Source organism: Novosphingobium aquimarinum, assembly GCF_009746585.1.
Classification (GTDB): domain Bacteria; phylum Pseudomonadota; class Alphaproteobacteria; order Sphingomonadales; family Sphingomonadaceae; genus Novosphingobium; species Novosphingobium aquimarinum.
In genome coordinates this window covers 78,264-103,234 of record NZ_WRPO01000001.1, presented here as the reverse complement: position 1 = coordinate 103,234, position 24,971 = coordinate 78,264, and the positions used below count along the sequence as shown (strand labels likewise).

Genomic DNA, 24,971 nt, shown 5'->3' with positions numbered 1-24,971 from the left:
CGATGCGCGTCTATCTGGTAATCGTCGACGAGACCGAAGAAGCGCTGGTGGCCATGCGCTTCGCGGCCCGGCGTGCCGCCAAGACCGGCGGCACCGTCCACTTGCTGGCGCTGGTACCGCCGCAGCCCTTCAACGCGTTCGGCGGCGTGCAGGCGACAATCGAGGAAGAAGCGCGGTCGCGCGCGGAAACCCTCGCGACCGCGGCAGCAGGCAACTTGCTTTCGCAAGGCGGAAAAATGCCGCTGATCTCGGTTCGCATGGGCGAAGACGTGAAAATCGTGCGCGAATATATTTCCGAGCATCCCGAAGTCTCCGCGCTCGTGCTTGGAGCGGCGACCGAGGGCGGGCCGGGCCCGCTGGTGGCGCATTTCACCGGATCTGTTTCATCCAAAATGCCCTGCCCGATCTTCGTGATTCCGGGCCATCTGAGCGCGGACGAAATCGAAAAGCTGACCTGACTTCATTCTTGCTGTTTTCGTATCGAAGAATATCCTCCGCGCACTGGCAGTCATACGGAGGGCAGCAGCATGAATATCGGTGGTAATCCTAACAAACTGATCGAAGCCATCGGCGGTTTGCGCAAGCCCGGCGGCAGTAATGTGAATGTTGCAGCCCTCAGCCCGATCATGCCCGTTATGCAGAAAGCCGCGTATATCGCGGCGCTGTCTCAGGCGATTGAAAAGGCACAAGCCAGCCCGCAGTTCAATCTTGAGACTCAGAAGAACGATTTGTGGATCAAGCTTGGCAACATCGGCGCCAACAATCTTTCTCAGACGGCGCTCGCCTCGCAAGCGATGGCTGATATGAACAAGACGCTCGGTGCGCTTAACACGATGATTTCTGCCACGTCGCGCCATACGAAGCTCGCTTCGCAAGTGATCCGCGATTTGAAAATCTAGGTTGGCTATTTGCGCTTGCGACCTTGGTGACGGATATTGCCCGGCCGCCCCCGCTTGCCGGCGAGATGCTGGCCGCGTTTCTTCAGGGGTAGCGGTTTTCCTCGCGGTTCGATCTGGGCGGACCCGCCCTCTTCAAGCTCGAACTTGAGCGCTCCGGTGAGGGGGTTCGCTTCGGCCAGGCGCAGACGCAGCCGGTTGCCCATCGCATAGGTTGTGCCGCTTTCCTCACCCGAAAGCGTCTGCGACTTCTCGTCGTAATGGAAGCGCTCGCTCCCCAGCGTCGAGACCGGGACCAGCCCGTCGCCGCCCAGGCCGATGATCGTCGCGAAGAAGCCGAACTTCTGCACGCCCGTAATCCGCGTCTCGAACACTTCGCCGACGCGCGCGGACAGCCATGCAGCGACGTAGCGATCGATCGTATCGCGCTCCGCTTCCATCGCGCGACGTTCGGCCTTGCTGATGGCGTCGGTAACGCGCGACAAGTCCTCGCGGTCGCGATCGGAAAGGCCGGAGGTTTTCGGTAGATCCGATTTGGGCGCGGGCTGCTCGAGCCCGTAGGCATCGACCAGGGCGCGGTGCACCAACAGATCGGCATAGCGCCGGATCGGCGAAGTGAAATGCGCGTAGGATGCGAGCGCGAGGCCGAAGTGGCCCGCGTTGCGCGGCCCGTAGTAGGCCTGGGTCTGACTGCGCAGCACCGCTTCCATCACCAGCGCGCGCTCGGCATCGTCGGTTACGTCCTTGAGCATGCGGTTGAACAGGCCAGGCGTGATCACTTGCCCCATCGCCAGTTTCTTGCCGAAGGTCGCCATGTAGTCCTTCAGCGCGACCAGCTTCTCGCGGCTCGGCGGCTCGTGGACGCGGTAGACGACGGGGGCCACTTTCGCTTCCAGCGCCTTGGCCGCCGCGACATTGGCGGCGATCATGAAATCCTCGACCACGCGGTGCGCATCGAGCCGTTCGCGCAGGGCGATCTCGGCAATGCGCCCCTTTTCGTCGAGCACCACGCGGCGCTCGGGCAATTCGAGTTCGAGCGGATCGCGATCCTCGCGCGCGGCGGCGAGCAGGCGCCAGCAGCTCCACAAGTTAGCCAGATGCTCCTCAGCCTCACCGGCATCGATCCGCGCTTGCGCGTCTTCATAGGCTATGTCTTCGGCGATCCGCACGATCGCGCGCGTGAAGCGCCACGCGGTAATCTTGCCCTTCGCGTCGATTTCGAGGTGGCAGGCCATCGCCGCGCGATCCTCGCCTGCCCCCAGGGAGCAGACATCGGCCGAAAGCACTTCGGGCAGCATCGGCACCACGCGATCGGGGAAATAGACCGAATTGCCGCGCTTGCGCGCTTCGCGATCGATGTCCCCGCCGGGGCGCACGTAGAACGACACATCGGCGATGGCGACCAACGCGCGAAAGCCCCCTTCCCCATCCGGTTCCGCCCAGATGGCATCGTCATGGTCGCGCGCATCCGCCGGATCGATCGCGACGATCGGCAAATGCCGCAAATCCTCGCGACGTTCGGCATCGAGCGGCAGCGCGGCGGCGCGATTCGCTTCGTCCAGCGTCTGCTGATCGAACACGTTGGGGATGCCGTGCTTGTGGATCGCGATCAGGCTGAACGCACGCGGCGCCAAGGGCTCGCCCAGCACTTGCGTGACTTTCACGCCCGAACGTTGCGAGCGACCCGCCGGCTCGGCCAATACCAGTTCGCCCTTCTCCGCGCCGCCGAGATCGGTGATCGGCGAGGAATGGCGCTGGCGCTTGTCGACCGGTGCGAGCCAGGCCTTGCCCGCAGCGTCGATCTCGACCACGCCCAGCACTTGCTCTTCGCGCAGCGCAAGCTTCTTCATCGGATAGCCGCGCCAACCAGTGTTGGACTCTTCGGTCCGCGCCAAAACCCTGTCGCCTTTTTTGAGCGCGCCAACGCCCGATCCGCCGCGACGCGGCTTGCCCTTCTGTTCGACGAGCCGAATGCGCGGCGGCGGGGTGGCATCGTCCGGCTGCCAGGTATCGGGAACGGCGATCGGCTCGCCATCATCGACATCGACGACGCGCAGCACCGTGACCTTCGGAACCCCGCCCATGCGGTGATAGGCCGTGCGCTTGCCGTCGATCAGGCCTTCTTCGGCCATGTCCTTGAGCAGGGCCTTGAGCTGGATCTTCTCCTGCCCCTTCAATCCGAAGGCGCGGGCAATCTCGCGCTTGCCGGCGGGTTCGGAACTGTCGCGGATGAAATCGAGGATCTTCTGGCGGGTCGGCAAGCCGGGGGGGTGTTGCATGGGCATGATAGCGATGGATCTAAGCGTGCCCGGGGCTGCCCGCAATGGCAGCGCACTCTGCGCATGGGCTGGATCGGGAAAGGGATACTATCTTACAACAGGCTTGCTGAAACCATTCCCGCTCTTTCCGAGACCAGTTCCCTGGCACGTGAAACTTGGTTAACAAGCTTGAGCCCTTGACGAGAGGTATGATCTTGATGTCCCTGCGCCGCCTGACCATGAGCCTGTTTGCCGCCACCGCCATGACTTCCACTCCATCTCTTGCCGCGAGCGACCAGCCGAGCGTGCGCGCGGCCATGGGCCCGATCCTCGCGACGGCGCCGGATGCCGCCGCGATCCAGGCCAAGTGCAAAACGATCACCGACGAGATCGCACGGCGGCAGGCCGCTCTGGAAGCCGAGACAGGGACTGCGACGATCGAGCGCACGCTTGCCGAGTTCGACGCCATCGGCGCCTTGCTGAATGCCGGTTCGGGCGAATTCGAACTCTACAAGCAAGTGATGGCGGACGAAGAGCGGCGCGAAGCCGGGTCCGACTGCACGGTCGAGCTCAGCAAGCTTTCGAGCAAGCTGAGCTTGTCGCGCCCGATCTACGATCGTCTCAAGGCGATCGATGCCAGCAAGGCCGATCCCGCGACGGCCTATTACCTCGAACGATCGATCGGCGGCTTCGAACGCTCGGGCGTGGCGCTCGACGAGGCAGGGCGGGCCAGAGTGCAAGCGCTCAACGAGAAGATCTCCGAGGTCGGCACGCAGTTCGATACGAACATCGCCGAGGGGCGCAAAGTCATCAAGGTGAAGCCGGAAGAGCTCGCCGGGCTCCCCCAGGACTTCATCGATTCGCACAAGCCGGGCGAAGACGGTCTGGTTGAGATTTCCACCGACTACCCCGACTATGTTCCGGTCATGTCCTATGCCGAAAGCGACGCGCTTCGGCGGCGTCTCAGCGAAGTCTACAACCAGCGCGCCTATCCCGAAAACGACCCGCTGCTGAAGCAGCTCTTCGCGCTGCGGCAGGAGCTCGCCGAAGTGCTGGGTCGGCCGAATTACGCGGCGCTGGTGCTCGAAGACAAGATGCTCGACAGCCCTGACAAGGTCGACGCGTTGCTGGCCGATATGGCGCAGGCCGCTCGACCCGCCGCCCGCCGCGACTATGCCAAGAGCCTCGCCGTGCTGCAGGAGCTGCAGCCGGGCGCGACCGAGGTGAAATATTGGCAGACCGGCTGGCTGAGCCCCAAGGTCAAGCAGAAGTACTACGACTACGATCCGCAGGAAGCCCGGCAATATTTCGCGTACGACAACGTGCGCGACGGCATCCTGCGGCTCACTGCGGACTTGTTCGGCATCGAGATCCGCCCCTGGCAGACGCCGGTGTGGAACGAGGATGTCGAGACTTACGAGATGGTCGACGACGGCAAGGTGATCGGCCGCTTCTATTTCGATTCGCACCCGCGACCGGGCAAGTACAGCCATGCCAACATGATCCCGCTGCGGCCCGGCGTGGTCGATGGCGAGCCGCCGGTCGGTGCGCTGGTGATGAACCTTCCCAAGGGCGATCACGCAACGGGCCTGATGGAACACTCGGACGTCGAGACGTTCCTTCACGAATTCGGCCATATGATTCACGGCATGTTCGGCGGGACGCAGCACTGGTTCGGCCAGTCCGGCGTCGCGACCGAATGGGACTTTGTCGAAGCGCCGTCGCAGATGCTCGAGAACTGGGTCTACGATTACGATACGCTGGCGAAGTTCGCGGTCGACAAGGACGGCAACACGATCCCGCGCGAACTGGTCGAGAAGATGAACCGGGCGCGCTACTTCAACCTCGGCTACGGCGACATGGTGCAGCTCGGCTATACGAATGTCTCGCTGCAGTTCCACAAGCAGCCGGTGCCCGACAATCTCGGCGCGGCGACCCGGGGCTGGTTCGGCGCATACGCGGTGATCCCGATGCCCGATTACGTCCAGATGCAGGACGCGTTCGGGCACCTCAACGGCTATTCGGCGATCTACTACACCTATCGCTGGTCCAAAGTGATCGCCGACGATCTGTTCACGCGCTTCGCCGGCGCGGGCCTCAGCGATGCCGAGACCGCCAAAGCCTATCGCACCATGGTGCTCGGACGCGGCGGCACCCGGCCCGCAGCGGACCTGGTTCGCGAATTCCTCGGCCGCGACATCAGCCTCGATGCCTACAAGGCCGAACTGGAAAAGGACCAGTGAGAGATTAGTCGGCGTTTGCCTCGAGCGGGGCGAAAGCGCCGCCGGGGACGGCGCTGGCGATGGGGCTACGCGCGCCCCCGAGGCCCGTGCTGCTGACCCCGAACAGCCAATCGTCGCCGCGAACGCCATCGAGGCGCGCGCTGGTCGCGGCGACGTTGGCGATCACGGGTTCGGCCTCCCAAGAGGGCGCATCGGTGCGCCGCTTCCAGATCGTGTAGCCGGTGGCGCCAGGTACCGCGTCCCAGGTAAGATCGGTCCAGGTCTTGACCGCTGCATCCACCTTCGGCGCAGGCGGCATCGGCGCACTTGCAAGCGCGGCGAGCGAGGCGACGTTGAGGCGCGTCACTTTGGCGAGATAGGGGAAATCCATCTCGTCGATCGTGTCGCCATATTTCGTGCCGTCTTCGGTGCGCAGATCCTGATGCTGGTGCTCGTAATCCTCCACCGCGACCGAGAAGCGGACGGCGGGATAGCCCAGCGCATTGAACGGCAAGTGATCGCCACCCCGGCCCATCCGGTCGGCGCGCCAGACCTGGCGGACTTCCAGGGCCGGATCGTCGAGCCCGGCGATGTAGCGCGAAAGATTGCGTGAGGGGCTGTCGTTCTCGCCGCCGTAACGCCGCGCTTCGGCGCGCAAGCCATCGCCCGCATCGGCGCGGGTCCCTTCGGAGAAGACCCGCACGTGGGTATCGTCGCAGTAGCCGTCCGATCCGCACGAGCCGCCGACGATGTCGTTGTTGAGCACGGCCTTCACTGTCCAGCCCTGCTTCGTGGCGTAGTCCGCGAGCAGCTTGCCACCGAGGAGCCCCTGCTCCTCGCCTGACAGTACGGCATAGACGATCGTGGCCGGATACTTATGCTGGCTGAGAACGCGCGCAGCTTCGAGCACCAGGGCGGTTCCCGAGCCATCGTCGTTGGCGCCCGGCGCGTCGCTCTTCGCGTCCATCACATCGGAGACGCGGCTATCGATATGCCCTTGCACGATCACGACTTCGTTCGGCCGTTCGGTGCCGCGCTGGATTGCGACGACATCGACGAGGCGAACCGGTTCCGGGATCCGTTCGCTGGTCGCCATCGTTTCCGGCAGCACGATCTCGAGGCAGTCGCCGCAGGCCTTGGCGGACTGGCGAAACTGCGCTTCAGCCCAGCGCCGCGCGGCGCCGATCCCGCGCTGCGGATCGTCCTGCGACGACAGCGTGTGCCGCGTTCCGAAGCCGACCAACGATTCGACATTCGCGCGCAGACGCGCCTCGGAAACGGCGGCCTCAGGCTCACCGGTTTCGGACCCGGCAGCGTGGAGCGCGCCGCCCGCGCTAAGCGTGGCGATGAAAGCGAGCGATGTTAAGGTCTTGCGCATGCCCCCTTGTCGCCGCGCACGGGCGCCATGGCAAGAAGCACGTTCGGGATCAGTAGGCGCGCGCGACGTAGATCCGCTCGACGGCGGGGCGACCGGTGAAAATGCAGTCGCCCGTCGGCGGCGCGGCATCGAGCGGCACGTTGCGCACGGTGAGCTTCAGTTCCTTGAGCTGCTTTACCACCGCATCGAGGTCTTCCCCGGTCGGCTTCGACCAGTTCACTTCGACCCAGCCCGGATAGCGCTTATCCTCGCTGTAGAACGCCTTCAGCGCATCCATCGTGTCGATGTCGCGCACGATCTGCGCATCGCGCCGCTCACGCGCCTGCGTGTAAAGCACGTCCTGATACGCCTCGACCTCGCCGGCGACACGCGCGACGAAATCGTCCTTGGCCAGCGCGGCGAAATCCGGCTTGCCCGCCGCATTCCACAGCCGGTCGCGGCGCAGCATCGAGACCTGTCCCGCCGCCGCATCGCGCCCGCCGATCTCCAGCACGATCGGCGCGCCCTTCTTGACCCAGGCCCAGCGCTTCTGCGTCGCCTTGCCGGGCCGCTTGTCGAGCAGCACGCGCAGCGGCTCGCCCAGCGCGGACTGTGCCGCGACGGCGCTGCGCAAGTCCTCGCAATAGGCAAGTAGCGCTTCGTCCTCGTCATTGTCGCGCAGCATCGGCAGGATCACGACTTGCTGCGGTGCGATCATTGGCGGGACACGCAGACCGTCATCGTCGCCGTGCGTCATGATGACGCCGCCGACCATACGCGTCGAAGTGCCCCAGCTGGTGGTGTGGCAATACTGCTGCGTGCCTTCGCGGTCCTGATACTGAATGCCCGCGGCATGGGCGAAAGCCGTGCCCAGATAATGCGAGGTGCCCGCCTGCAGGGCCTTGCCGTCCTGCATCATCGCCTCGATCGAATAAGTCGCGACCGCGCCGGGGAAGCGCTCGTTCTCGGGCTTCTCGCCTGCGATTACCGGCATGGCCAGCTCGGTCTCGGCGAAGTCGCGATACATTTCGAGCGCGCGCAGGGTCTCGCCCATCGCGTCATCACGATTGGCATGCGCGGTGTGGCCTTCCTGCCAGAGGAATTCGCTGGTGCGCAGGAACATCCGGGTGCGCATTTCCCAGCGCACGACATTGGCCCACTGGTTGGTGAGCAATGGCAGGTCGCGCCAGGACTGGATCCAGCGCGACATGGCGGCGCCGATCACGGTTTCCGAAGTCGGCCGCACGATCAGCGGTTCTTCCAGCTTCGCCTCGGGATCGGGGACCAGCCCCCCTTCCCCGTCACCGATCAGGCGGTGATGCGTGACGACCGCCATTTCCTTGGCGAACCCCTCGACATGCTCAGCTTCCTTGGCGAAGTACGACAGCGGAATGAACAGCGGAAAATAGCAGTTCTGCACGCCTGCGGCCTTGATCCGGTCGTCCATCAGGCGCTGGATGCGCTCCCAGATGCCATAACCCCACGGCTTGATGACCATGCAGCCGCGCACGCCCGATTCCTCGGCCATCTCGGCTTCGGAAATGACTTCCTGATACCACTGCGCGAAGTCGTCCTCGCGCTTGACGGACAGGGCATGGCGGATTGCGGCAGGCTTGTTCATGGCGGGGCTGTTAGCCGCAGATCGCGGAGCGGTGAAGAGGCGATCTACCAACCGAGCATTTCGGCGAGGTCTTCAGGAAAATACGCTTCGTCGAGTTCCGCCAGCGCGGTGTGGTCGAACCAGCGCCAGGAGCGCATGACTTGCCGCTCGAGTGCGGTGTGCCCGGCGACGTCGATCAGGTGATCGCCATGATCGTCGATCGCGACGCGAAAGAAGCGCTCGTCGGCCACCACCGGGATGCCTTCGATCGTGATGAATTCGGCGATTTTGCGATGCACTTGCGCGCCGGGATCGGCGACAATGCCCGTCTCCTCCTGCAGTTCGCGGCGAGCAGCCGCTTCGTAAGTTTCGCCGGGGTCGAGCGCCCCGCCAGGTGTGACCCAGAACGGCGGACGATCGTCAGGATCGAAGCGAAACAGCAGAACACGCCCGAGAGCGTCGGTGAGCAGAATGCGCGCTGCGGGCCGCTGCGCCCGCGGCGGCGTCACTTGCCCAGTTCGTCGAGCTTCTTCTGCATCGCGGCCATCTGTTCCTTCAGCGCAGAGAGATCGCCGGCGGTATCGTCGGTGGCAGGAGGCGTCGTCGCCGCCTCACCCTTCTCCCCGCCCGGCATGAACGCCGACGCGGCCGCCTTGAACATCGCCATGTTCTGCTCTGCCAGCTTGGCGAGCGGGTTGTTGCCGAGGCTGTCTTCGAAGGCCTTGTGCAGCTTCACTTGATTGGCGCGGAAGTTCTCCATCGACGCCTCGAGGTAGTGCGGAATGAGTGATTGCATCGAATTGCCGTACATGCCGATCAATTCGCGCAGAAAGCTCACGGGCAGCATCTGCTCGCCGTTGGACTCTTCCTCCATGATGATCTGGGTCAGGATCGTATGCGTGATGTCGGTGCCGCTCTTCGCATCGAGCACTTTGTATTCAACGCCTTCGCGGGTCATCTTGGCGAGATGGTCCAGCGTGATGTAGCTCGAGGATCGGGTGTTGTAGAGCCTGCGATTGGCGTACTTCTTAATGATGACGATGTCGTCTTCCGACCCTTTGGCTTCTGGCATCTCACGTCCCCGGTATCTTTAAACACCGAGCATATCATCGGGGCATACTGCAACGCAACAAAATGCCGCATGGCAAAACCCTGGCCGCAAGGGCATTCAGCGGGCGAAACGGCGGCCGAGCAACGTCAGCAATTCGTATTGCGACAGTCCGGTCAGGCTGGCGGCGCGAGGCAGATCGTAGTCGATCGTGACCCAATCACCTTCGCAAGTCTCGGGCGCAGCAGACAAATCGAGGATGGTCAGATCCATGCTCACTCGCCCGAGCACCGGCAGGGGGCTCGCCTTGTTGGCGGCGGAACCGATACCTGACCAGCAGCGCAAATAGCCATCGGCATAGCCGACTGCGATCGTGCCGATCCGCATCGCGCGGGGCGCGACGAATTGGCTGTTGTAGCCCACGCCCTCGCCCGCCGCGATGTCCCGCACTTGCAGCACGGCGGCGGCAGGCTGCGCGACTTGGCGGATCACGCCTTCGAGTTCGGGCCGGGGAATGCCGCCATAAAGCGACAGGCCAGGTCTGGTGAGATCGCCGTGAAACTGCGCGCCGAGAGCGATCCCGGCACTGTTCGCCAGTGCAGCGCGGCGATGCGGAATCCTCGTTCGGACTTCGCTCCAGCGTTGCTGCTGCAAATCGTTCAGCGGCGACTCTTCGTCGGCGCAGGCGAGATGCGAGTGCAGCACCTCGATCTCGAGCTGCGCGATGCTCTCGTCCGCAAGGTCACCCAGCGGCAGGCCGAGACGGTTCATTCCGGTATCGACCATCAGATCGCATCGCCCGCCGCCGGCCGCGTTCCAGCGCCGCGCCTGCGGTATCGAATTGATGACCGGGCGCACGCCCGTTGCCAGCGCAAAAGCGCAGTCGGCCTCCGTCAAAGGTCCGTGAAAGACGGCAAGCGCTGCCGGGGCAATCGCATCGCCCAGATCCGCCGCTTCGCACCAATGCGCGACGAAGAAGTCGCGGCATCCTGCGGCATGCAGCGCTTGCGCCACGCGCTGCGAACCGAGCCCATAGCCGTTGGCCTTGATCGCGGCCCCTGCCCTTGCCGAGCCGGACATGCGGTCGAGCGATCGCCAATTATGCTGCAGAGCATCGAGATCGAGATCGAGCCGCAGAGCGGCGGCCGGCTGTTCAGGTGGCATCGGCTTCGAAATCGCGCGGCGGTCCGCCCTTCAATCCCCAGATGGCAACGACGAGCCCGAGTGCGACGACCACCCAGGTATACCAGAGCCCGGCATAGGCATCGCCCGTGCGCGCGTTGATGTAGCTGGCGATCAACGGCAGGAAGCCGCCGAGATAGCCCGCGCCGATGTGGTACGGGATCGACATCGAGCTATAGCGGATCGGGGCTGGAAACATCTCGCACAGCAATGCCGCGACAGCTCCGTACGTCAGCGCCGAGAGGCCCCCAAGAGTCACGAGCAGCACGCCAATGCCAACCAAGGCGCCGAGCCCCGGATGCTGGACGTCGAAATTGAACCCTTTCGCGGCTAGAGCGGCTTCGAGCCCCGCCTTGCGCGCGGTTCCGGCGACTTTCTTCTCGGCCTCATCGCGGGGGAACCAGGCTTTGCCAAGGTTTACGGGATCGCCGCCGACCGTGAGCGAAAGGGCTTCGGACGGTACGACCGAGTAAGGCACGCCGCTCGCCGTAAGCGTTTCGAGCAGGAGCCCGCATTGGCTCAGGCTGCCGCCAGACAGATCGGCGAAGGGATCGGTCACGCATTGCGGCCCCGAAACGATCACCGGCGCCTGCCGCGCGCTTGCCTGAAGGCCGGGATTGGCCAGCGCGCCGAGGCCCCAGAAGATCGGGAACAGCAACGCCAGCGTCAGTCCCGCGCCCAGCACCAGCGGCAGCTTGCGACCGACCTGGTCTGACCAGTGCCCGACGAGCACATAGAAGCTCATCGAGATCAGCGCGGAAATGCCGATCACGACTTCCACCGTCGTCGCGTCGACCCGCATCGGCCCCTTGAGGAACGAGAGCGCCGAAAAGAATGCGGTGTACCAGATCGTGGTCAGAACCCCCGTCACGCCGAACAGCGCGATGAAGATACGGCGCTTGTTGCCCGGATAGGTGAAGCTTTCCTTGAAGGGATTGCCGGAAATCTCGCCTTCCTGCTGCATGGCCACGAACACCGGACTTTCCGACAACTTGAGACGCATCCACAAGGAAATCGCGAGCAGCGCGAGACTCAGCAGGAACGGCACCCGCCAGCCCCACGCGGCCAGGGTCTCGACCGGGAACACGGCCTGATTGGCCAACACGACGATGATCGACAGGACGAAGCCGCCGACCACGCTGGCCTGGATATAGCCGGTGTAATAGCCGCGCCGTTCGGGGGGCGAATGCTCCGACACATAGATCGCTGCGCCGCCATATTCGCCGCCCAACGCCAGGCCCTGGAGAATGCGCAGCAACAGCACGATGAACGGTGCCCACAACCCGATCGTGTCCGCCGTCGGCACGAGGCCGACACCTGCGGTCGAAATGCCCATCAAGGTGACGGTGACGAGAAACGTGTATTTGCGCCCGAACTTGTCGCCCCAATAGCCGAACAGGATCGCGCCGAGCGGACGAAAGCCGAAGCCGACGGCAAAACCGGCCCAGACCAGCAGCAGCTGCAAGGTGGGGCCGACCTGGGGAAAGAACGCCTTGCCGACGAAAACCGCGAGCGTTCCATAGATGAAGAAATCGTACCACTCGAAGATCGTGCCCGCCGAACTCGCTCCGATAACCAGGCGGATGTCGGACGAGCTGAGCTCCTGCTTGGTCGTATCGTGCGTGCCGCTTTGCGCCATGGCGCCGTCCCTTCCCCCGTTGCTATCGAAGCCTTAGCGTTATGCTCAGGCGGTGGGAAGCAAGGCCGCTGCGGCATTCCACGGCAGCATGATCGCCCCATGCCGACCGGGATAGGCAGCAGCAGGTGCGATCACTTCGAGCCCGGGCCAGTCGGGCATCTCGTCAGATCCTGCAAGCCACCGGGCGATCGCTTCGCCGTCGCGCACGATCGCATCGAGCGTGCGACCTTCGGCGGCTCCGGCGAAGATCGCCGCGGCTGCTTGGCCGATAGCGCAGGCCTGACAGCGCAGGCCCAGCCTGGCGACGCGGCCTTCGCTATCGAGATCGATCCCGAGCTTGAGCGTGCTCCCGCAGGCGCGCGACCGCGTTTCTGCCGCGATCGTCAGCTCGTCATCCCAGGGCCATGCCGAAAGACCAGTGGCGAGGGCAAGGACCGGAGGCGTGTAGAGGACAGTCGCGTTCATGAGGTCGGCGGCGCTTGTTCGGCGGCGCGCATTTCCTCGCGCCGCTCGGAAATCATCGTCACCATCGCCTCGCTCGCGGCATTGACGAAAGGATAGGTGCGGGCCTGCCGGATCCAATCCGGCCGACCACCCACGCCCCAGATCGTATCGTAGGCCAGTACCAGGACCGAGAAGGCCAGCACGATGATGATCACCCCCTTGATCCCGCCAAACCCGAGGCCGAGAACCCGATCGATCGGACCCAGAACGGATTTTCGGCTGCGCTGCCCGGCCCAGCGCGAAAGGAACTTCACCAGTAGATAGGGCACGAGGAGCAGGATCGCGAAAGCCAGCACGGCTGCACCCGACGCCGTGCCGGTGGTCGATTCGAGCGCTTCGGTCAGCGGCGTATGCCCATACCGGATCGCGACGATCGCGAGAAACCAGGCGGCGAGGCCGAGAACCTCCTGAACGAAGCCACGGAAGAAGCCGGAGACGGCGCCAACCCCGACGAACAGGAAAACGGCAATATCAAGACCAGTCATTTCCGGCTGAATTATGCGTTTGCCAAAATGCGGTCAACGAGCTTCGGCAGAAGATCGATGCCGACATAGTTCGCGCTGCGCTCCGGCGCGTTCGGACCGGCGGGCCCACAAGCCCGCGAAAAGCCAAGCTTGGCCGCTTCGCGCTGTCGGATCGAGGCATGCGCGACCGGCCGGATCTCGCCCGCGAGCGATACTTCGCCGAACCACACCGTGTTCGCCGGCAGCGGTTTGTCGCCCATGGCCGACACCAGCGCCGCCGCCACCGCGAGATCGGCAGCCGGATCGGCGAGGCGATAGCCCCCCGCCACGTTGAGGTAGACTTCCGCGCTGGAAAAGCTGAGGCCGCAGCGCGATTCCAGCACCGCGAGCAGCATTGCGAGGCGCCCGCTGTCCCAGCCCACGACGGCACGGCGCGGCGTCGCGCCGCTCTGCAACCGAACGATCAGCGCTTGCACTTCGACCAGCACAGGCCGCGTGCCTTCCATCGCCGGGAAGACTGCGCTGCCTGCGACCGAATCCTCGCGGCCGGAGAGGAACAGCATCGAGGGATTGCCGACTTCCGCAAGGCCGCTGCCTTCCATCGCGAACACGCCGATCTCGTCGACCGGGCCGAAGCGGTTCTTGATGCTGCGCAGGATCCGATACTGATGGCTGCGCTCGCCTTCGAAGCTCATCACTACGTCGACCATGTGTTCGAGCACCCGCGGCCCGGCGATCGAGCCATCCTTGGTGACGTGCCCGACCAGCACCAGCGCGACGCCGTTCTCCTTGGCGTACCGAATCAGCTCGAACGCACAGCCGCGCACCTGGCTGACGGTTCCGGGCGCACCTTCGATCTGGTCCGAATGCATGGTCTGGATCGAATCGATCACCAGCAGCGCGGGCGGCGCCATTTCGCCGAGCGTCGTCAGGATATCGCGCACCGAAGTCGCGGCGGCGAGCCGAAGCGGCGCATCGGAAACCTCGAGCCGATCGGCGCGCATGCGCACTTGCGCGGCGGCTTCTTCCCCGCTGACGTAGACCGCGACCCCCCCCGCCCGCACGACATGCGCCGCCGCCTGGAGCAGCAGCGTCGATTTGCCGATGCCGGGGTCTCCGCCCATCAGGATCGCCGAGCCCGGCACGAGCCCGCCACCCAGGGCGCGGTCGAATTCCGCGAGCCCGCTGCCCCGCCGCCGCAAGGGTTCCGAAGGCGCATCGAGCGCCTCGAACTGAATCGCGCGCCCTCCGCTCGAAAGGTGGTGCTTGGCCGAAAAAACGGTCTGCGGCACGTCTTCGACGAGCGTGTTCCATTCGGCGCAATCGGCGCATTGGCCCTGCCAGCGCGTGCTCACGCTGCCGCAGGCCTGACAGGAAAATCGACGCTTGGGCTTGGCCATGCGCCTCGATAGCCAGAACATATACGGAACGCAAGGCCAGCGCGCCGCCGCCTTCGAGACGACATGTCGTTGAAGGCGTTTCGCGGGGTGGCCAGACGCGCGTGTCTCTGCCAATCCGCAGGTATGCGGCAGAAGGAACTGCGGATCGCGCTCGTGTGCTACGGGGGAATCAGCCTCGCGGTCTACATGCACGGCGTCACCAAGGAGCTGTGGAAAGTGCTCCGCGCAAGCCAGACCGCATGGTCGGGCGAGTCTGCGCCGTCCGGGGTTCAGGGCGTCTATGCCCGCCTGCTCGAGACCCTGCGTGACGATTACGGCCTGCGGTTGCGCGTCCTGACGGATATCGTCGCCGGCGCGAGTGCGGGCGGAATTAACTCCGTGTTCCTGGCCCAGGCAATCCACTCGGGGCAATCGCTCGAGCCTCTGACCGATCTTTGGCTGGAGCAGGCCGATGTCGATGTTCTGCTCGATCCCGAGGCGAAGCCGGGCTCGCGCGGTGCGAAGTTCTGGGCTGCGCCGCTGGTGAACTACCTGCTCAATCGACCGGGGGGCGACGTCAGCCAATCGGTGGCGCCGGAGACCGAAGCGGAAGTGCGGGAAAAGCTGTCGCGGCTGATCCGCTCGCGCTGGTTCGAGCCGCCCTTCAGCGGCCTCGGCTTTTCGCACCTCATTCGTTCCGCTCTCGATGCGATGGCCGACACTCCCGCAACTGTTCCCCTGCTCCCGCCCGGCCACCCGATCGACCTCTTCGTGACGACCACCGACTTTACCGGTCGTCTGCAGCCGCTGCGGCTCAACAGCCCGCCACTGGTCCTCGAAAGCGAACACCGGCTGACGATCGGCTTCCGCGCGGCAACGCCCGAGGGAGGCGGAGCGCCCTTGGCGCCTCGCCCAGAACTGGTGTTCGCCGCTCGCGCGACGGCGAGCTTTCCCGGCGCTTTTCCTCCGCTGATGGTCAATGAGATCGATCGGATGGTGCGCGATGTCGAGGCGGAATGGCCATCTCGCGGGGCGTTTCTCGAACGGATCATGCCCGAGCACGTGCGCAGCAACGACGTCGAACACGTCGCGCTGATCGATGGGTCCGTGCTGGTGAATGCCCCGTTTGCCGATGCGATCGCCGTGCTGCGCGATCGTCCCGCGCATCGCGAGGTGGATCGGCGCTTTGTCTATATCGACCCCGTGCCGAAAAGCCCTGCGGAGACCGACGCTGCGCCGGCGGCGGCGCGCGTACCCGGGTTCTTTTCGACGATCTTCGGTTCGCTGTCTTCGATCCCGCGCACGCAGCCGATCCACGACAATCTGGAGGCGCTCGAACGCAAGTCCGAGGAAGTGGCGATGTTGCGCTCCGTCATCGATGCGGTGCGGCCCGAAGTGGAGGAGACCGTCGGCCGGCTCTTCGGCCGAACGCTGTTCCTCGATCGCCCCACGCCGCGGCGGCTCGCGGCATGGCGGTCCAAAGCCCAGGTCGCGGCATGGGAGAAGGCAGGATACGCCTTCCATGGCTATGCGCAGCTCAAGTATGCGATGATCGTCGAGGATCTCGCGAGCACGATTGCCGATGCCATGCCGGCACGGTCGAAGGCGTCGTCCGCCATGGTGGCCAAGCGGCTCCATCGCCATCTCGCCACGACGGGGCTGGACCGGATGTCGTCGTTGCGCGGCGGGGCCCCCGGAAATGCGATCGCGTTCTTTCGCGAGTTCGATCTTGAATACCGCGTGCGACGCCTGCGCGTTCTTGCTCGGCTGATAACGACCGAACGCGAAGAGGACGACGAGGCGACCGAGGCGATGCGCGATCACGCGCGCGATGTCGTGTACCGAGCGCTTGCGATGTACCTCGACCGGCAGCTCTCGTCCCGCCTCGGGAAGGACTTCGGCGAGCTTGCCTCGGGTGTGTTTACCTATCCCGAAGTGATCCTGGGCCGCATCGCCCACACACGCGCGCTCGCCGAGGCCGATGCGCAAGTCGATAGCCTGCTGGCGGACCTGTTCGCCGAGCTTCCGGTTCCGTTCCGGCGGCGGCTACTGCTGGGCTATCTCGGGTTTCCGTTCTACGACACCGTCACGCTGCCGCTGCTGCGCGGCGAGGCCTTCAACGAGTTCAACCGCATCAAGGTCGACCGCATTTCGCCCGAGGATTGCAATGCGATCCGCGGCGGCGGCGCGAATGCGACGTTGCGCGGAGTCGAGTTCCACAATTTCGGCGCCTTCTTCTCGCGCGCCTATCGCGAGAACGATTACTTGTGGGGGCGATTGCACGGAGCCGAACGGATGATCGATCTGATCTGCTCGATGATCGAGCCGGAACCCATGCCCGAGACTGCCAAAGCGGCGTTCCGCGATGAGGCCTTCGTGGCGATCCTCGATGAAGAGCAGGACCGGTTGCAAGCCGATCCGCAACTCATCTCCAGACTCCGTCGGGAGATCGCCGCGCGGCGCGAAGCGGACACTCGATCGGAAGACCATAACCCGGGGCGATAACGCCGGTTAGGCCTAGCTTCCGAAAACGCCTTTCAGACGCTCGAAGAAGCCCAGGCTCTCCGGACACTCTTCACCGGTCTCGGTTTCCTGGAATTCGCGCAGGATTTCCTTCTGCCGCGCGGAAAGGCGAGTGGGGGTTTCCACGGTGATCTCGATCACGAGATCGCCACGCCCTCGGCCCTGCAGCACTGGCATGCCCTGCCCGCGCCGGCGCAATTGCTTGCCCGACTGGATGCCGGAGGGAATGTCCAGCTCGATCCGTTCGCCGTCGATCCCGGGAATCTCGATCGATCCGCCAAGCGCTGCGGTGGTGAATGTCACCGGGACGCGCGTGACGAGTGTCGTTCCCTCGCGCTCGAACATCGCGTGGCGCGCAACATGCAGGAAAATATAGAGGTCGCCCGGCGGAGCGCCGTACGGCCCTGCCTCGCCCTTGCCCGAGACGCGAATGCGCGTGCCCGAATCGACGCCCGGCGGCACATTGACTTCGATCTGCTGAGGCTCATCGACCCGGCCCTCGCCGCGACAAACCCTGCAGGGTGTCTCGATGATCTCGCCTCGGCCGTGGCAAGTCGGACACGTGCGCTCGACCACGAAAAAGCCCTGCTGCGCGCGGACTTTGCCGTGGCCGGCGCACATGTTGCAGCGGCGCTTCCCAGTGCCGGGCTCGGCGCCCGATCCGCTGCACGGCTCACAGGTCTGAGAGACTTCGATGGTCAGTTCGGCGCGCTTGCCATGGAACGCCTCGTCGAGCGAGATTTCCATGTCGTAGCGCAGATCGGCGCCGCGACGGGCCTGCTGGCGCCCGCCACCGCCGAACGCGCTGCCGAAAATGGATTCGAAGATGTCGCCGATGTCGCTGAATTCCGCGCCACCGCCACCACCGCCGCCTTGCGAGAACGCGGCGTGGCCATAACGGTCGTACGCCGCGCGCTTCTGCGGATCCTTCAGGCAGTCGTAAGCGACACTGATCGCTTTGAAACGCGCTTCGGATTCGGCACAGCCCGGATTCTTGTCCGGATGATAGCGCATCGCCAGCCTGCGGTAGGCGGACTTGATCGTCTTGTCGTCCGCCGTCCGCTCGACTTCGAGCAGCTCGTAAAAATCGATTTCAGTAGCAGCCACGTTATCCACCCCTCATGAGAACCTGGCCGCCACCGGTGAGGTGTTCACCGGTGGCGGCTTCGGTTTTCATCAGGTCCGTCAGCCCTTGTTCTCGTCGACTTCGGAGAACTCGGCATCGACGACGTCCTCGTCGGCGCCGGCCGAGGCATTCGCCGCGCCTGCATCACCTTCGGGCGACGCGCCGGCGGCCTGCTCCTTCTCGTAGATAGCCTGGCCCATCTTCATCGCGACTTCGGTCAGCGCCTGCGACTTGGCCGTGATCTCGGCGGTGTCGTTGCTTTCGATCGCCGTCTTGGTCGCGGCGATCGCGGCCTCGACGTCCGACTTAAGGCCAGCGTCGATCTTGTCGCCGTGTTCGGCAATCTGCTGCTCGGTCGCATGGACGAGGCTGTCAGCGTTGTTACGCGCTTCGGCCGATTCGCGCCGCTTCTTGTCTTCCTCGGCGAACTTTTCGGCATCCTGGACCATCTGTTCGATGTCGTTGTCCGAAAGACCGCCCGAAGCCTGGATGCGGATCTGCTGTTCCTTGCCAGTGCCCTTGTCCTTGGCCGAAACGTTGACGATGCCGTTGGCGTCGATGTCGAACGTGACTTCGATCTGCGGCACGCCGCGACGTGCCGGCGGAATGCCGACGAGATCGAACTGGCCAAGCAGCTTGTTGTCCGAAGCCATCTCACGCTCGCCTTGGAACACGCGGATCGTCACCGCCTGCTGGTTGTCCTCGGCGGTCGAGTAGACCTGGCTCTTCTTGGTCGGGATCGTCGTGTTGCGATCGATCATCTTGGTCATGATGCCGCCCAGCGTTTCGATACCCAGCGAAAGCGGGGTCACGTCGAGCAGCAGCACGTCCTTGACGTCGCCCTGCAGCACGCCGGCCTGGATCGCGGCGCCCATGGCAACCACCTCATCCGGATTCACGCCGGTGTGCGGTTCCTTGCCGAAGAAGTCCTTCACCGTCTCGCGGACCTTGGGCATGCGGGTCATGCCGCCCACGAGCACGACTTCGTCGATCTCGGAAGCCGAGACGCCGGCATCGGCAAGCGCCTTCTTACAGGGCTCGATCGTGCGCTTGATCAGGTCGGCGACCATCTTTTCGAGGTCGGCGCGAGTCACGGTCTCGACGAGGTGCAGCGGCGTGGTGCTGCCGCCTTCCATGCGCGCGGTGATGAAGGGCAGGTTGATCTCGGTCGAAGCCGTGCTCGACAGTTCGATCTTGGCCTTCTCGGCCGCCTCCTTCAGGCGCTGCAGAGCAAGCTTGTCGGTGCGGAGATCCATGTTCTCCTTGGCCTTGAACTTGTCCGCGAGCCATTCCACCAGCTTGGTGTCGAAGTCCTCACCGCCCAGGAACGTGTCGCCGTTGGTCGACTTCACTTCAAAAACGCCGTCGCCGATCTCGAGGATAGAGATGTCGAAGGTGCCACCGCCAAGGTCATAGACCGCGATGGTCTTGCCGTCGTTCTTCTCGAGGCCATAGGCCAGCGCGGCCGCGGTCGGCTCGTTGATGATGCGCAGCACTTCGAGGCCCGCGATCTGGCCGGCGTCCTTGGTCGCCTGGCGCTGCGCGTCGTTGAAGTAGGCGGGAACCGTGATAACGGCCTGCGTGACGGTCTCGCCAAGATAGCTCTCGGCGGTTTCCTTCATCTTCTGCAGGATGAACGCGCTGATCTGGCTGGGCGAATAGTCTTCGCCGCCGGCATTGACCCACGCGTCGCCGTTCTTGCCCTTGGTAATGTTGTACGGGACGAGCTCCATGTCCTTCTTGGTCATGGGGTCGTCGAAGCGGCGGCCGATGAGGCGCTTCACCGCGAAAACCGTATTATCCGGATTGGTCACCGCCTGGCGCTTGGCCGGCTGCCCGATCAGGCGCTCACCATCCTTGGTGAAAGCGACGATCGAGGGCGTTGTGCGCGCACCTTCCGAATTTTCGATAACCTTGGGCTTGCCGCCGTCCATTACCGAAACGCAGCTGTTGGTCGTGCCGAGGTCGATACCGATTACTTTTGCCATTATCCCCATTCCTCACGTCAGTTAAAGACACCGCACGGATCGCCTCCCGCAACGGCAAGGCGGCTTGGCGGCTCGATGACGTTCCAAGTCGTCGACCGGCGATATAGGAGACGTTTTGCTTGGCACAAGTGCCGCAGCGCGGCATTAGTCGCGCCGTCCCGACGAGGGTCGAACGAAAGGATTCCCCAAGCGTGTACCGCCCGAACACCGCGCAATTTCTGCTTTGTGCCAGCCTCGTTCTCGCGCTTGGCGCGTGCCAGCAGTCCGAAGCGCCCGCCCCTGCCGAGAGCGAAACCGTGGCCCCGATGCCCGATGCCAAGCCGGGTCTCGTTGGTGGCGACGGGCGGCTCGTGCTGCCCGCGGTCGAAGGGCGCCCGGGCGTCGCCTATTTCGTGCTGCACAATGGCTCGGCCAGGAACGTCGATATCGCCGCAGTGCACATCGACGGCGTCGGCCGGGCGGAAATGCACAACACGATCGGCGGTTCGATGAAGCCGGTGGACGCTGTCCCGGTCGAGCCCGGCAAGGACGTCACGTTCGCACCGGGCAGCTTGCACGTGATGGCGTTCGACATCGACCCGGCGCTGGTCCCCGGCGGTGCCGCGGAAATGACACTGACATTTACTGGCGGCGACAAGCTTTCAATGCCGATCAAGATCGAAGCGATCGGCAGCGGGATGCAGGGCATGGCCGGCATGGATCACGAGGGTAGCCACTGAGCGGGCCTGAGAGCGTCGCGGCCTGCCCGGCAGGCGGCGATCGGTCGCTGACGGGCGGCGAGGTCGACCTGCTGCGCTCGGTCTTCGGCGACTCGGTCGATTATGCCCCCGTTCGCGTCAAACGGCGGCGCTGGTTCCCGTTCCAACCGGTCGATACGCTCATGGCGCCGACCGGGCATGTCCATTTCCACCCGCGCAATGCGTCCTATTGCGACGACTTCGCGCATGCGTCGCTCGCGCTGCAAGGGCTGTTCGTCCACGAGATGACGCATGTCTGGCAGTCGCAGCGGCGGGGGACCTGGTACCTTCCGCTCATGCGCCATCCCCTGTGCCGGTACGACTACACCCTGCGGCCGGGATGGCGGCTCGATCGCTACGGGATCGAACAGCAGGCCGAGATCGTCCGCCACGTCTTCCTGCTCGATCGGGGGATGCACGTTTCGGGGGCGCCGCCGCGCGAGAGCTATCGCGGGATCATTCCCTTCGGCCCGCCGCGCTGATCCGCGCTCGGGTATACTTCAGCCCCATGCAAAAAGGGCGCGCCCAACCGGACGCGCCCTTCGTGACTAAAGGCGGCTAAACCTCAGCAATCGCGATCGTAATAGCGATCGCCGTAACGGTCGTAGCGATAGCAGCCGCCGTTCTTATCCTTCTTGACCTGCGAGCCGACCGCGGCGCCAGCTGCTGCACCGATCGCGGCACCCGTACCGACGTCGCCACCGGTCACGGCACCGACACCCGCGCCAAGCGCGCCGCCGGCCAGAGCGCCTTCGCCCGAATAGTTGCTGGCACAGCCGCCGAGCGAAAGCGCGCCTGCGGCGAGGATGGGAACGATGAGCTTGCGCATGAATATCTCCGTCGGGAATCTGAATTTGTCGCTATGCAACGGATGTCCCGACGAAATTGTTCCCGGCTTCGGTGAACGACCTATCCCTGCCTAAGCTCTGCCCGTCGTCAGTCGGGGTCTACAGATCCGGAACGCCGGCGGCGAATGGCTCAATCCGGCTTCTTCGCGACCGCCACCATCGCGGGACGGAGCAAGCGGTCCTTGATCATGTAGCCGGCCTGCAATTCCTGAACCACAGTCCCGGGCTCGGTGTCGTTCGACGGGATTTCGAGCATGGCCTGATGCTGATTGGGGTCGAGCGGGAGGCCCATCGCGGCGATGCGGGTAATGCCGTGCGCGGTGAAAACCTTGTCGATCTCGCGTCCCGTGGCCTCGATGCCCGCGACGAGGCCCTTCATCTTCTCGTCCTCGCGCATTTCATCGGGAATCGCGGTCAGTGCGCGCGACAGGTTATCGGCGACCGACAGGATGTCCCGCGCGAAGCTTGTCGCTGCATATGTGCGCGAATCGGCGATGTCCTTTTCGAGCCGGCGGCGCACGTTCTGTGTCTCGGCGCGCGCATAAAGCACTTCCTGCTTGGCGGCGTCGAGCTCGTCCTTGAGCCGCGCCAGCTCGCCGCCCACTTCGACCTTTTCGGTTCCTTCCACGAGATCCTCGGGAACGCCTTTTAATTCCTCGGCGACCGCCGGATCGTCCTGCGGCTTGGTATTGTCTTCCGTCATGTCCTGCTGGTTCCAACTTATCCGATGAGCTTGCCCAGGCTCTGGGCGGTGAAATCCACCATGGGGACGACTCGCGCATAGTTCAACCGAGTTGGTCCGATCACGCCGACAACGCCGACGACACTTCCGCTGCGATCGCGGAACGGCGAGGCGATCACCGAACTGCCCGAAAGCGCGAAAAGCCGGTTCTCCGCGCCGATGAAAATGCGCGCCGATTGCGCCTCGCGCGCCATGTCGAGAAGTTCGGACACCGATTGCTTGCTTTCGAGATCGTCGATCAGCGAGCGCACCCGCTCGATGTCGACGATCGCCGCTTCGTCCAACAAGTTTGCCTGCCCGCGCACGATCAGCACGGGGCGGTCCGTGGCATCCGTGCTCCACACGGCCAGCCCTCGTTCGACCAGGTCGCGACTGGCTTCGTCCAAGGCCGACCGGCCGGAAGACAGATTTTCGCGCATCGCTTTGGCGGCTTCGGCCAGAGTCCGGCCCGAAAGATGCGCGGTGATGTAGTTCGACGCTTCTTCCAGCGCGCCGGGGCGCGGCGGGGCGGAAAGCTCGACGATGCGATTTTCGACGTTGCCGTCGGTACCGACCAGCACGGCCAGCACCCGATTCGCCGCGATCGGCACCAGCGAAAGCTGCGTGATCCGCGATTCGCGCTTGGGCACCATGACGACGCCGGCGCAGGCGGAAAGATCGGAGAGAATGGCGCTGGTCGCTTCCAGCGCGGCCTCGATCGGCCCCGGCTCGGAAAGGCGGCTTTCGATCACGGCCCGCTCTTCCCGCGTGGGTTCGGTCATCTGCATCATGCCATCGACGAAGAGCCGCAAGCCGCTCTCGGTCGGCATCCGCCCTGCACTCGTATGCGGCGCAGCGAGCAAGCCGTTACGCTCGAGATCGGCGAGCACCGAGCGGATCGTCGCGGACGACAGCGCCAGCCCGCTCGCTCCTGCCAGCGTCTTCGAGCCGACCGGCTGCCCGGTCGTCAGGTACCCCTCGACAACGAGGCGGAAAATCGCGCGCGCGCGATCGTTGAGTTCGGTAAGCGGTGGGCCTGACATCGCGTGCAACTTAAGCATCGCTCTTGCAGCCTCAAGGGCAATGCGCGAAGGGGCACGGGCCACAATCAATACAGGACAGCTTCATGCGACCATCAGGCCGCGCGCCCGACGAGATGCGCGCCATCGAAATTCAGACCGGTTTTACCAAGCATGCGGAAGGATCAGTGCTGATCTCCTTCGGCGATACGCGGGTGCTGGTCACTGCGTCGGTCGAGGAGAAAGTGCCCCCGTTCCTGCGCGGCAAGGGCGAAGGCTGGGTCACGGCGGAATATTCGATGCTGCCGCGCGCGACGCACACGCGTGGCAGCCGTGAAGCGGCCAAGGGCAAGCAGTCGGGCCGCACCCAGGAAATTCAGAGGCTTATCGGTCGCTCCTTGCGCGCGATCTGCGACATGAAGAAACTGGGCGAACGCCAGATCGTGCTCGATTGCGACGTCATCCAGGCCGATGGCGGTACGCGCACGGCTTCGATCTCGGGCGCCTGGGTCGCGCTGCGGCTCGCGGTCGACAAGCTTATCGCCGACGGCAAGATCAAGGAAGACCCGCTCACCGGCCGCGTCGCCGCGATCTCCTGTGGCATCCACAACGGCACGCCGGTGCTCGATCTCGACTATATCGAAGACAGCTCGGCCGATGCCGACGCAAACTTCGTGCTGATCGAGGGCGGCCTGATCGCCGAAGCGCAAGCCACGGCCGAAGGCGCGCCTTACGACGAGGAAAACTTGCTGCGGCTGCTGCGTCTCGCGCGGATCGGCTGCGAACGGATTTTCGCCGAGCAGGCGAAAGCGACCGGGCGCTAAATGACCAGAAGGCTAGGGGGCGGCCGCCTCGTCATCGCGACGCACAACGCGGGTAAGCTGAAGGAAATCGGTGCCTTGCTGGCGCCTTACGGCATCGATTGCTTGTCCGCCGGTGCCCTCGGCCTCCCCGAACCCGCCGAGACGGGCACGACTTTCGTTGAGAATGCGCTGATCAAGGCGCATGCTGCGGCAAAAGCGTCGCAGATCCCGGCTCTGGCGGACGATAGCGGGCTCTCGGTGGCCGCGCTCGACGGGCGGCCGGGCGTCTACACCGCCGATTGGGCCGAGCGGCAGTGGTTCGAAGGTGCGGCAGGCCGCGACTGGTATATGGCGATGGGCAAAGTCGAAGGCCTGCTCAGCGAGATCGGCCCGGATGCCGACCGGGCCTGCTGGTTTTCCTGCACTCTCGCAATCGCCTGGCCCGATGGCGAGGAAGCGGTCTACGAAGGCCGCGTCGACGGCACGTATTCCTGGCCGCCGCGTGGCACGATGGGCTTCGGCTACGATCCCGTGTTCGTGCCCGAAGGCCGCGACGTCACGTTCGCGCAGCTCGATCCCGAAGAGAAGCACCGTATCAGCCACCGCGCCGATGCCTTCGCAAAGCTGGTCGCGGAGCAGTTCGGCAGCTAGAGTCGC

At 64.6% G+C, this 24,971-nt stretch carries 23 protein-coding genes; 8 read left to right on the top strand and 15 right to left on the bottom strand.

The annotated features are described in order from the left end of the window. Window positions 1-2 precede the first annotated feature (2 nt). Both GQO94_RS00490 and GQO94_RS00485 read left to right on the top strand, forming a co-directional pair. The gene (locus tag GQO94_RS00490) at window positions 3-458 is read left to right on the top strand and encodes a universal stress protein (protein WP_156839185.1); all 456 of its coding nucleotides are present in this window, start codon (window positions 3-5) and stop codon (window positions 456-458) included. A 69-nt stretch (window positions 459-527) separates the two neighbouring features. Beyond that, window positions 528-899, top strand: a complete 372-nt coding sequence (locus GQO94_RS00485; RefSeq protein WP_156839184.1) for a hypothetical protein — start codon at window positions 528-530, stop codon at window positions 897-899. 5 nt (window positions 900-904) lie between these two features. Here GQO94_RS00485 and rnr read toward each other — a convergent pair whose 3' ends face one another. Then, on the bottom strand, window positions 905-3,181 hold the full coding sequence (gene rnr / locus GQO94_RS00480; RefSeq protein ID WP_156839183.1) for a ribonuclease R: 2,277 nt from the start codon (window positions 3,179-3,181) through the stop codon (window positions 905-907). Between the two features lie 182 nt (window positions 3,182-3,363). Here rnr and GQO94_RS00475 point away from each other — a divergent pair, with 182 nt between their 5' ends. Beyond that, window positions 3,364-5,397 carry a M3 family metallopeptidase gene (locus GQO94_RS00475; protein ID WP_156839182.1) on the top strand — a complete coding sequence of 678 codons (2,034 nt, stop codon included), beginning with the start codon at window positions 3,364-3,366 and terminating at the stop codon, window positions 5,395-5,397. Between the two features lie 4 nt (window positions 5,398-5,401). Here GQO94_RS00475 and GQO94_RS00470 read toward each other — a convergent pair whose 3' ends face one another. The 9 genes from GQO94_RS00470 to radA form a co-directional block, all read right to left on the bottom strand. Then, window positions 5,402-6,754 (bottom strand): M28 family peptidase, encoded by a 1,353-nt coding sequence (locus GQO94_RS00470; RefSeq protein ID WP_156839181.1) that lies wholly within the window; start codon window positions 6,752-6,754, stop codon window positions 5,402-5,404. Window positions 6,755-6,803: 49 nt separating this feature from the next. After that, a complete protein-coding gene (locus GQO94_RS00465) occupies window positions 6,804-8,354 on the bottom strand; it encodes an aminoacyl--tRNA ligase-related protein (protein ID WP_156839180.1) in 1,551 nt (516 codons plus the stop codon). Window positions 8,355-8,398: 44 nt separating this feature from the next. Then, the gene (locus GQO94_RS00460; RefSeq protein ID WP_156839179.1) at window positions 8,399-8,842 is read right to left on the bottom strand and encodes an NUDIX hydrolase; all 444 of its coding nucleotides are present in this window, start codon (window positions 8,840-8,842) and stop codon (window positions 8,399-8,401) included. Then, window positions 8,839-9,405 carry a polyhydroxyalkanoate synthesis repressor PhaR gene (gene phaR, locus GQO94_RS00455; RefSeq protein WP_156839178.1) on the bottom strand — a complete coding sequence of 189 codons (567 nt, stop codon included), beginning with the start codon at window positions 9,403-9,405 and terminating at the stop codon, window positions 8,839-8,841. The genes GQO94_RS00460 and phaR overlap by 4 nt, the downstream gene beginning before the upstream one ends. Before the next feature lie 96 nt (window positions 9,406-9,501). Continuing rightward, a complete protein-coding gene (alr, locus tag GQO94_RS00450) occupies window positions 9,502-10,545 on the bottom strand; it encodes an alanine racemase (protein ID WP_156839177.1) in 1,044 nt (347 codons plus the stop codon). Beyond that, a complete protein-coding gene (locus GQO94_RS00445) occupies window positions 10,535-12,202 on the bottom strand; it encodes an MFS transporter (protein ID WP_156839176.1) in 1,668 nt (555 codons plus the stop codon). The genes alr and GQO94_RS00445 overlap by 11 nt, the downstream gene beginning before the upstream one ends. Before the next feature lie 45 nt (window positions 12,203-12,247). Then, window positions 12,248-12,667, bottom strand: coding sequence for an iron-sulfur cluster assembly scaffold protein (locus GQO94_RS00440; protein WP_156839175.1), 420 nt, complete (start codon window positions 12,665-12,667; stop codon window positions 12,248-12,250). Continuing rightward, entirely contained in the window at window positions 12,664-13,191 is a 528-nt protein-coding gene (locus GQO94_RS00435) for a CvpA family protein (RefSeq protein WP_156839174.1), read from the bottom strand. Before GQO94_RS00435 ends, GQO94_RS00440 begins: the two co-directional genes overlap by 4 nt. An 11-nt stretch (window positions 13,192-13,202) precedes the next feature. Then, window positions 13,203-14,570 carry a DNA repair protein RadA gene (radA, locus tag GQO94_RS00430; RefSeq protein ID WP_156839173.1) on the bottom strand — a complete coding sequence of 456 codons (1,368 nt, stop codon included), beginning with the start codon at window positions 14,568-14,570 and terminating at the stop codon, window positions 13,203-13,205. Window positions 14,571-14,693: 123 nt separating this feature from the next. Here radA and GQO94_RS00425 point away from each other — a divergent pair, with 123 nt between their 5' ends. Then, complete coding sequence (locus GQO94_RS00425; RefSeq protein WP_156839480.1) at window positions 14,694-17,054, top strand: patatin-like protein; 2,361 nt, start codon at window positions 14,694-14,696, stop codon at window positions 17,052-17,054. Between the two features lie 12 nt (window positions 17,055-17,066). Here GQO94_RS00425 and dnaJ read toward each other — a convergent pair whose 3' ends face one another. Beyond that, window positions 17,067-18,179 carry a molecular chaperone DnaJ gene (dnaJ, locus tag GQO94_RS00420; protein WP_156839172.1) on the bottom strand — a complete coding sequence of 371 codons (1,113 nt, stop codon included), beginning with the start codon at window positions 18,177-18,179 and terminating at the stop codon, window positions 17,067-17,069. A gap of 78 nt (window positions 18,180-18,257) precedes the next feature. After that, complete coding sequence (gene dnaK / locus GQO94_RS00415) at window positions 18,258-20,186, bottom strand: molecular chaperone DnaK (RefSeq protein WP_156839171.1); 1,929 nt, start codon at window positions 20,184-20,186, stop codon at window positions 18,258-18,260. 191 nt (window positions 20,187-20,377) lie between these two features. On the opposite strand from dnaK, the gene GQO94_RS00410 reads away from it, so the two are divergent. After that, on the top strand, window positions 20,378-20,905 hold the full coding sequence (locus GQO94_RS00410; protein WP_232332696.1) for a copper chaperone PCu(A)C: 528 nt from the start codon (window positions 20,378-20,380) through the stop codon (window positions 20,903-20,905). 161 nt (window positions 20,906-21,066) lie between these two features. Next, complete coding sequence (locus GQO94_RS00405; RefSeq protein ID WP_332310803.1) at window positions 21,067-21,405, top strand: hypothetical protein; 339 nt, start codon at window positions 21,067-21,069, stop codon at window positions 21,403-21,405. Between the two features lie 83 nt (window positions 21,406-21,488). Here the strand turns inward: GQO94_RS00405 and GQO94_RS00400 are convergent, their stop codons facing one another. From GQO94_RS00400 to hrcA, 3 genes are all read right to left on the bottom strand, one after another. Further along, a complete protein-coding gene (locus GQO94_RS00400; protein ID WP_156839169.1) occupies window positions 21,489-21,752 on the bottom strand; it encodes a YMGG-like glycine zipper-containing protein in 264 nt (87 codons plus the stop codon). Window positions 21,753-21,901: 149 nt separating this feature from the next. Further along, window positions 21,902-22,474 carry a nucleotide exchange factor GrpE gene (gene grpE / locus GQO94_RS00395; RefSeq protein ID WP_156839168.1) on the bottom strand — a complete coding sequence of 191 codons (573 nt, stop codon included), beginning with the start codon at window positions 22,472-22,474 and terminating at the stop codon, window positions 21,902-21,904. Between the two features lie 17 nt (window positions 22,475-22,491). Further along, window positions 22,492-23,535, bottom strand: coding sequence for a heat-inducible transcriptional repressor HrcA (gene hrcA, locus GQO94_RS00390; protein WP_156839167.1), 1,044 nt, complete (start codon window positions 23,533-23,535; stop codon window positions 22,492-22,494). 83 nt (window positions 23,536-23,618) lie between these two features. On the opposite strand from hrcA, the gene rph reads away from it, so the two are divergent. Next, complete coding sequence (gene rph, locus GQO94_RS00385) at window positions 23,619-24,335, top strand: ribonuclease PH (protein WP_156839166.1); 717 nt, start codon at window positions 23,619-23,621, stop codon at window positions 24,333-24,335. Next, window positions 24,336-24,965, top strand: a complete 630-nt coding sequence (gene rdgB / locus GQO94_RS00380; protein WP_156839165.1) for an RdgB/HAM1 family non-canonical purine NTP pyrophosphatase — start codon at window positions 24,336-24,338, stop codon at window positions 24,963-24,965. Window positions 24,966-24,971: the final 6 nt, after the last annotated feature.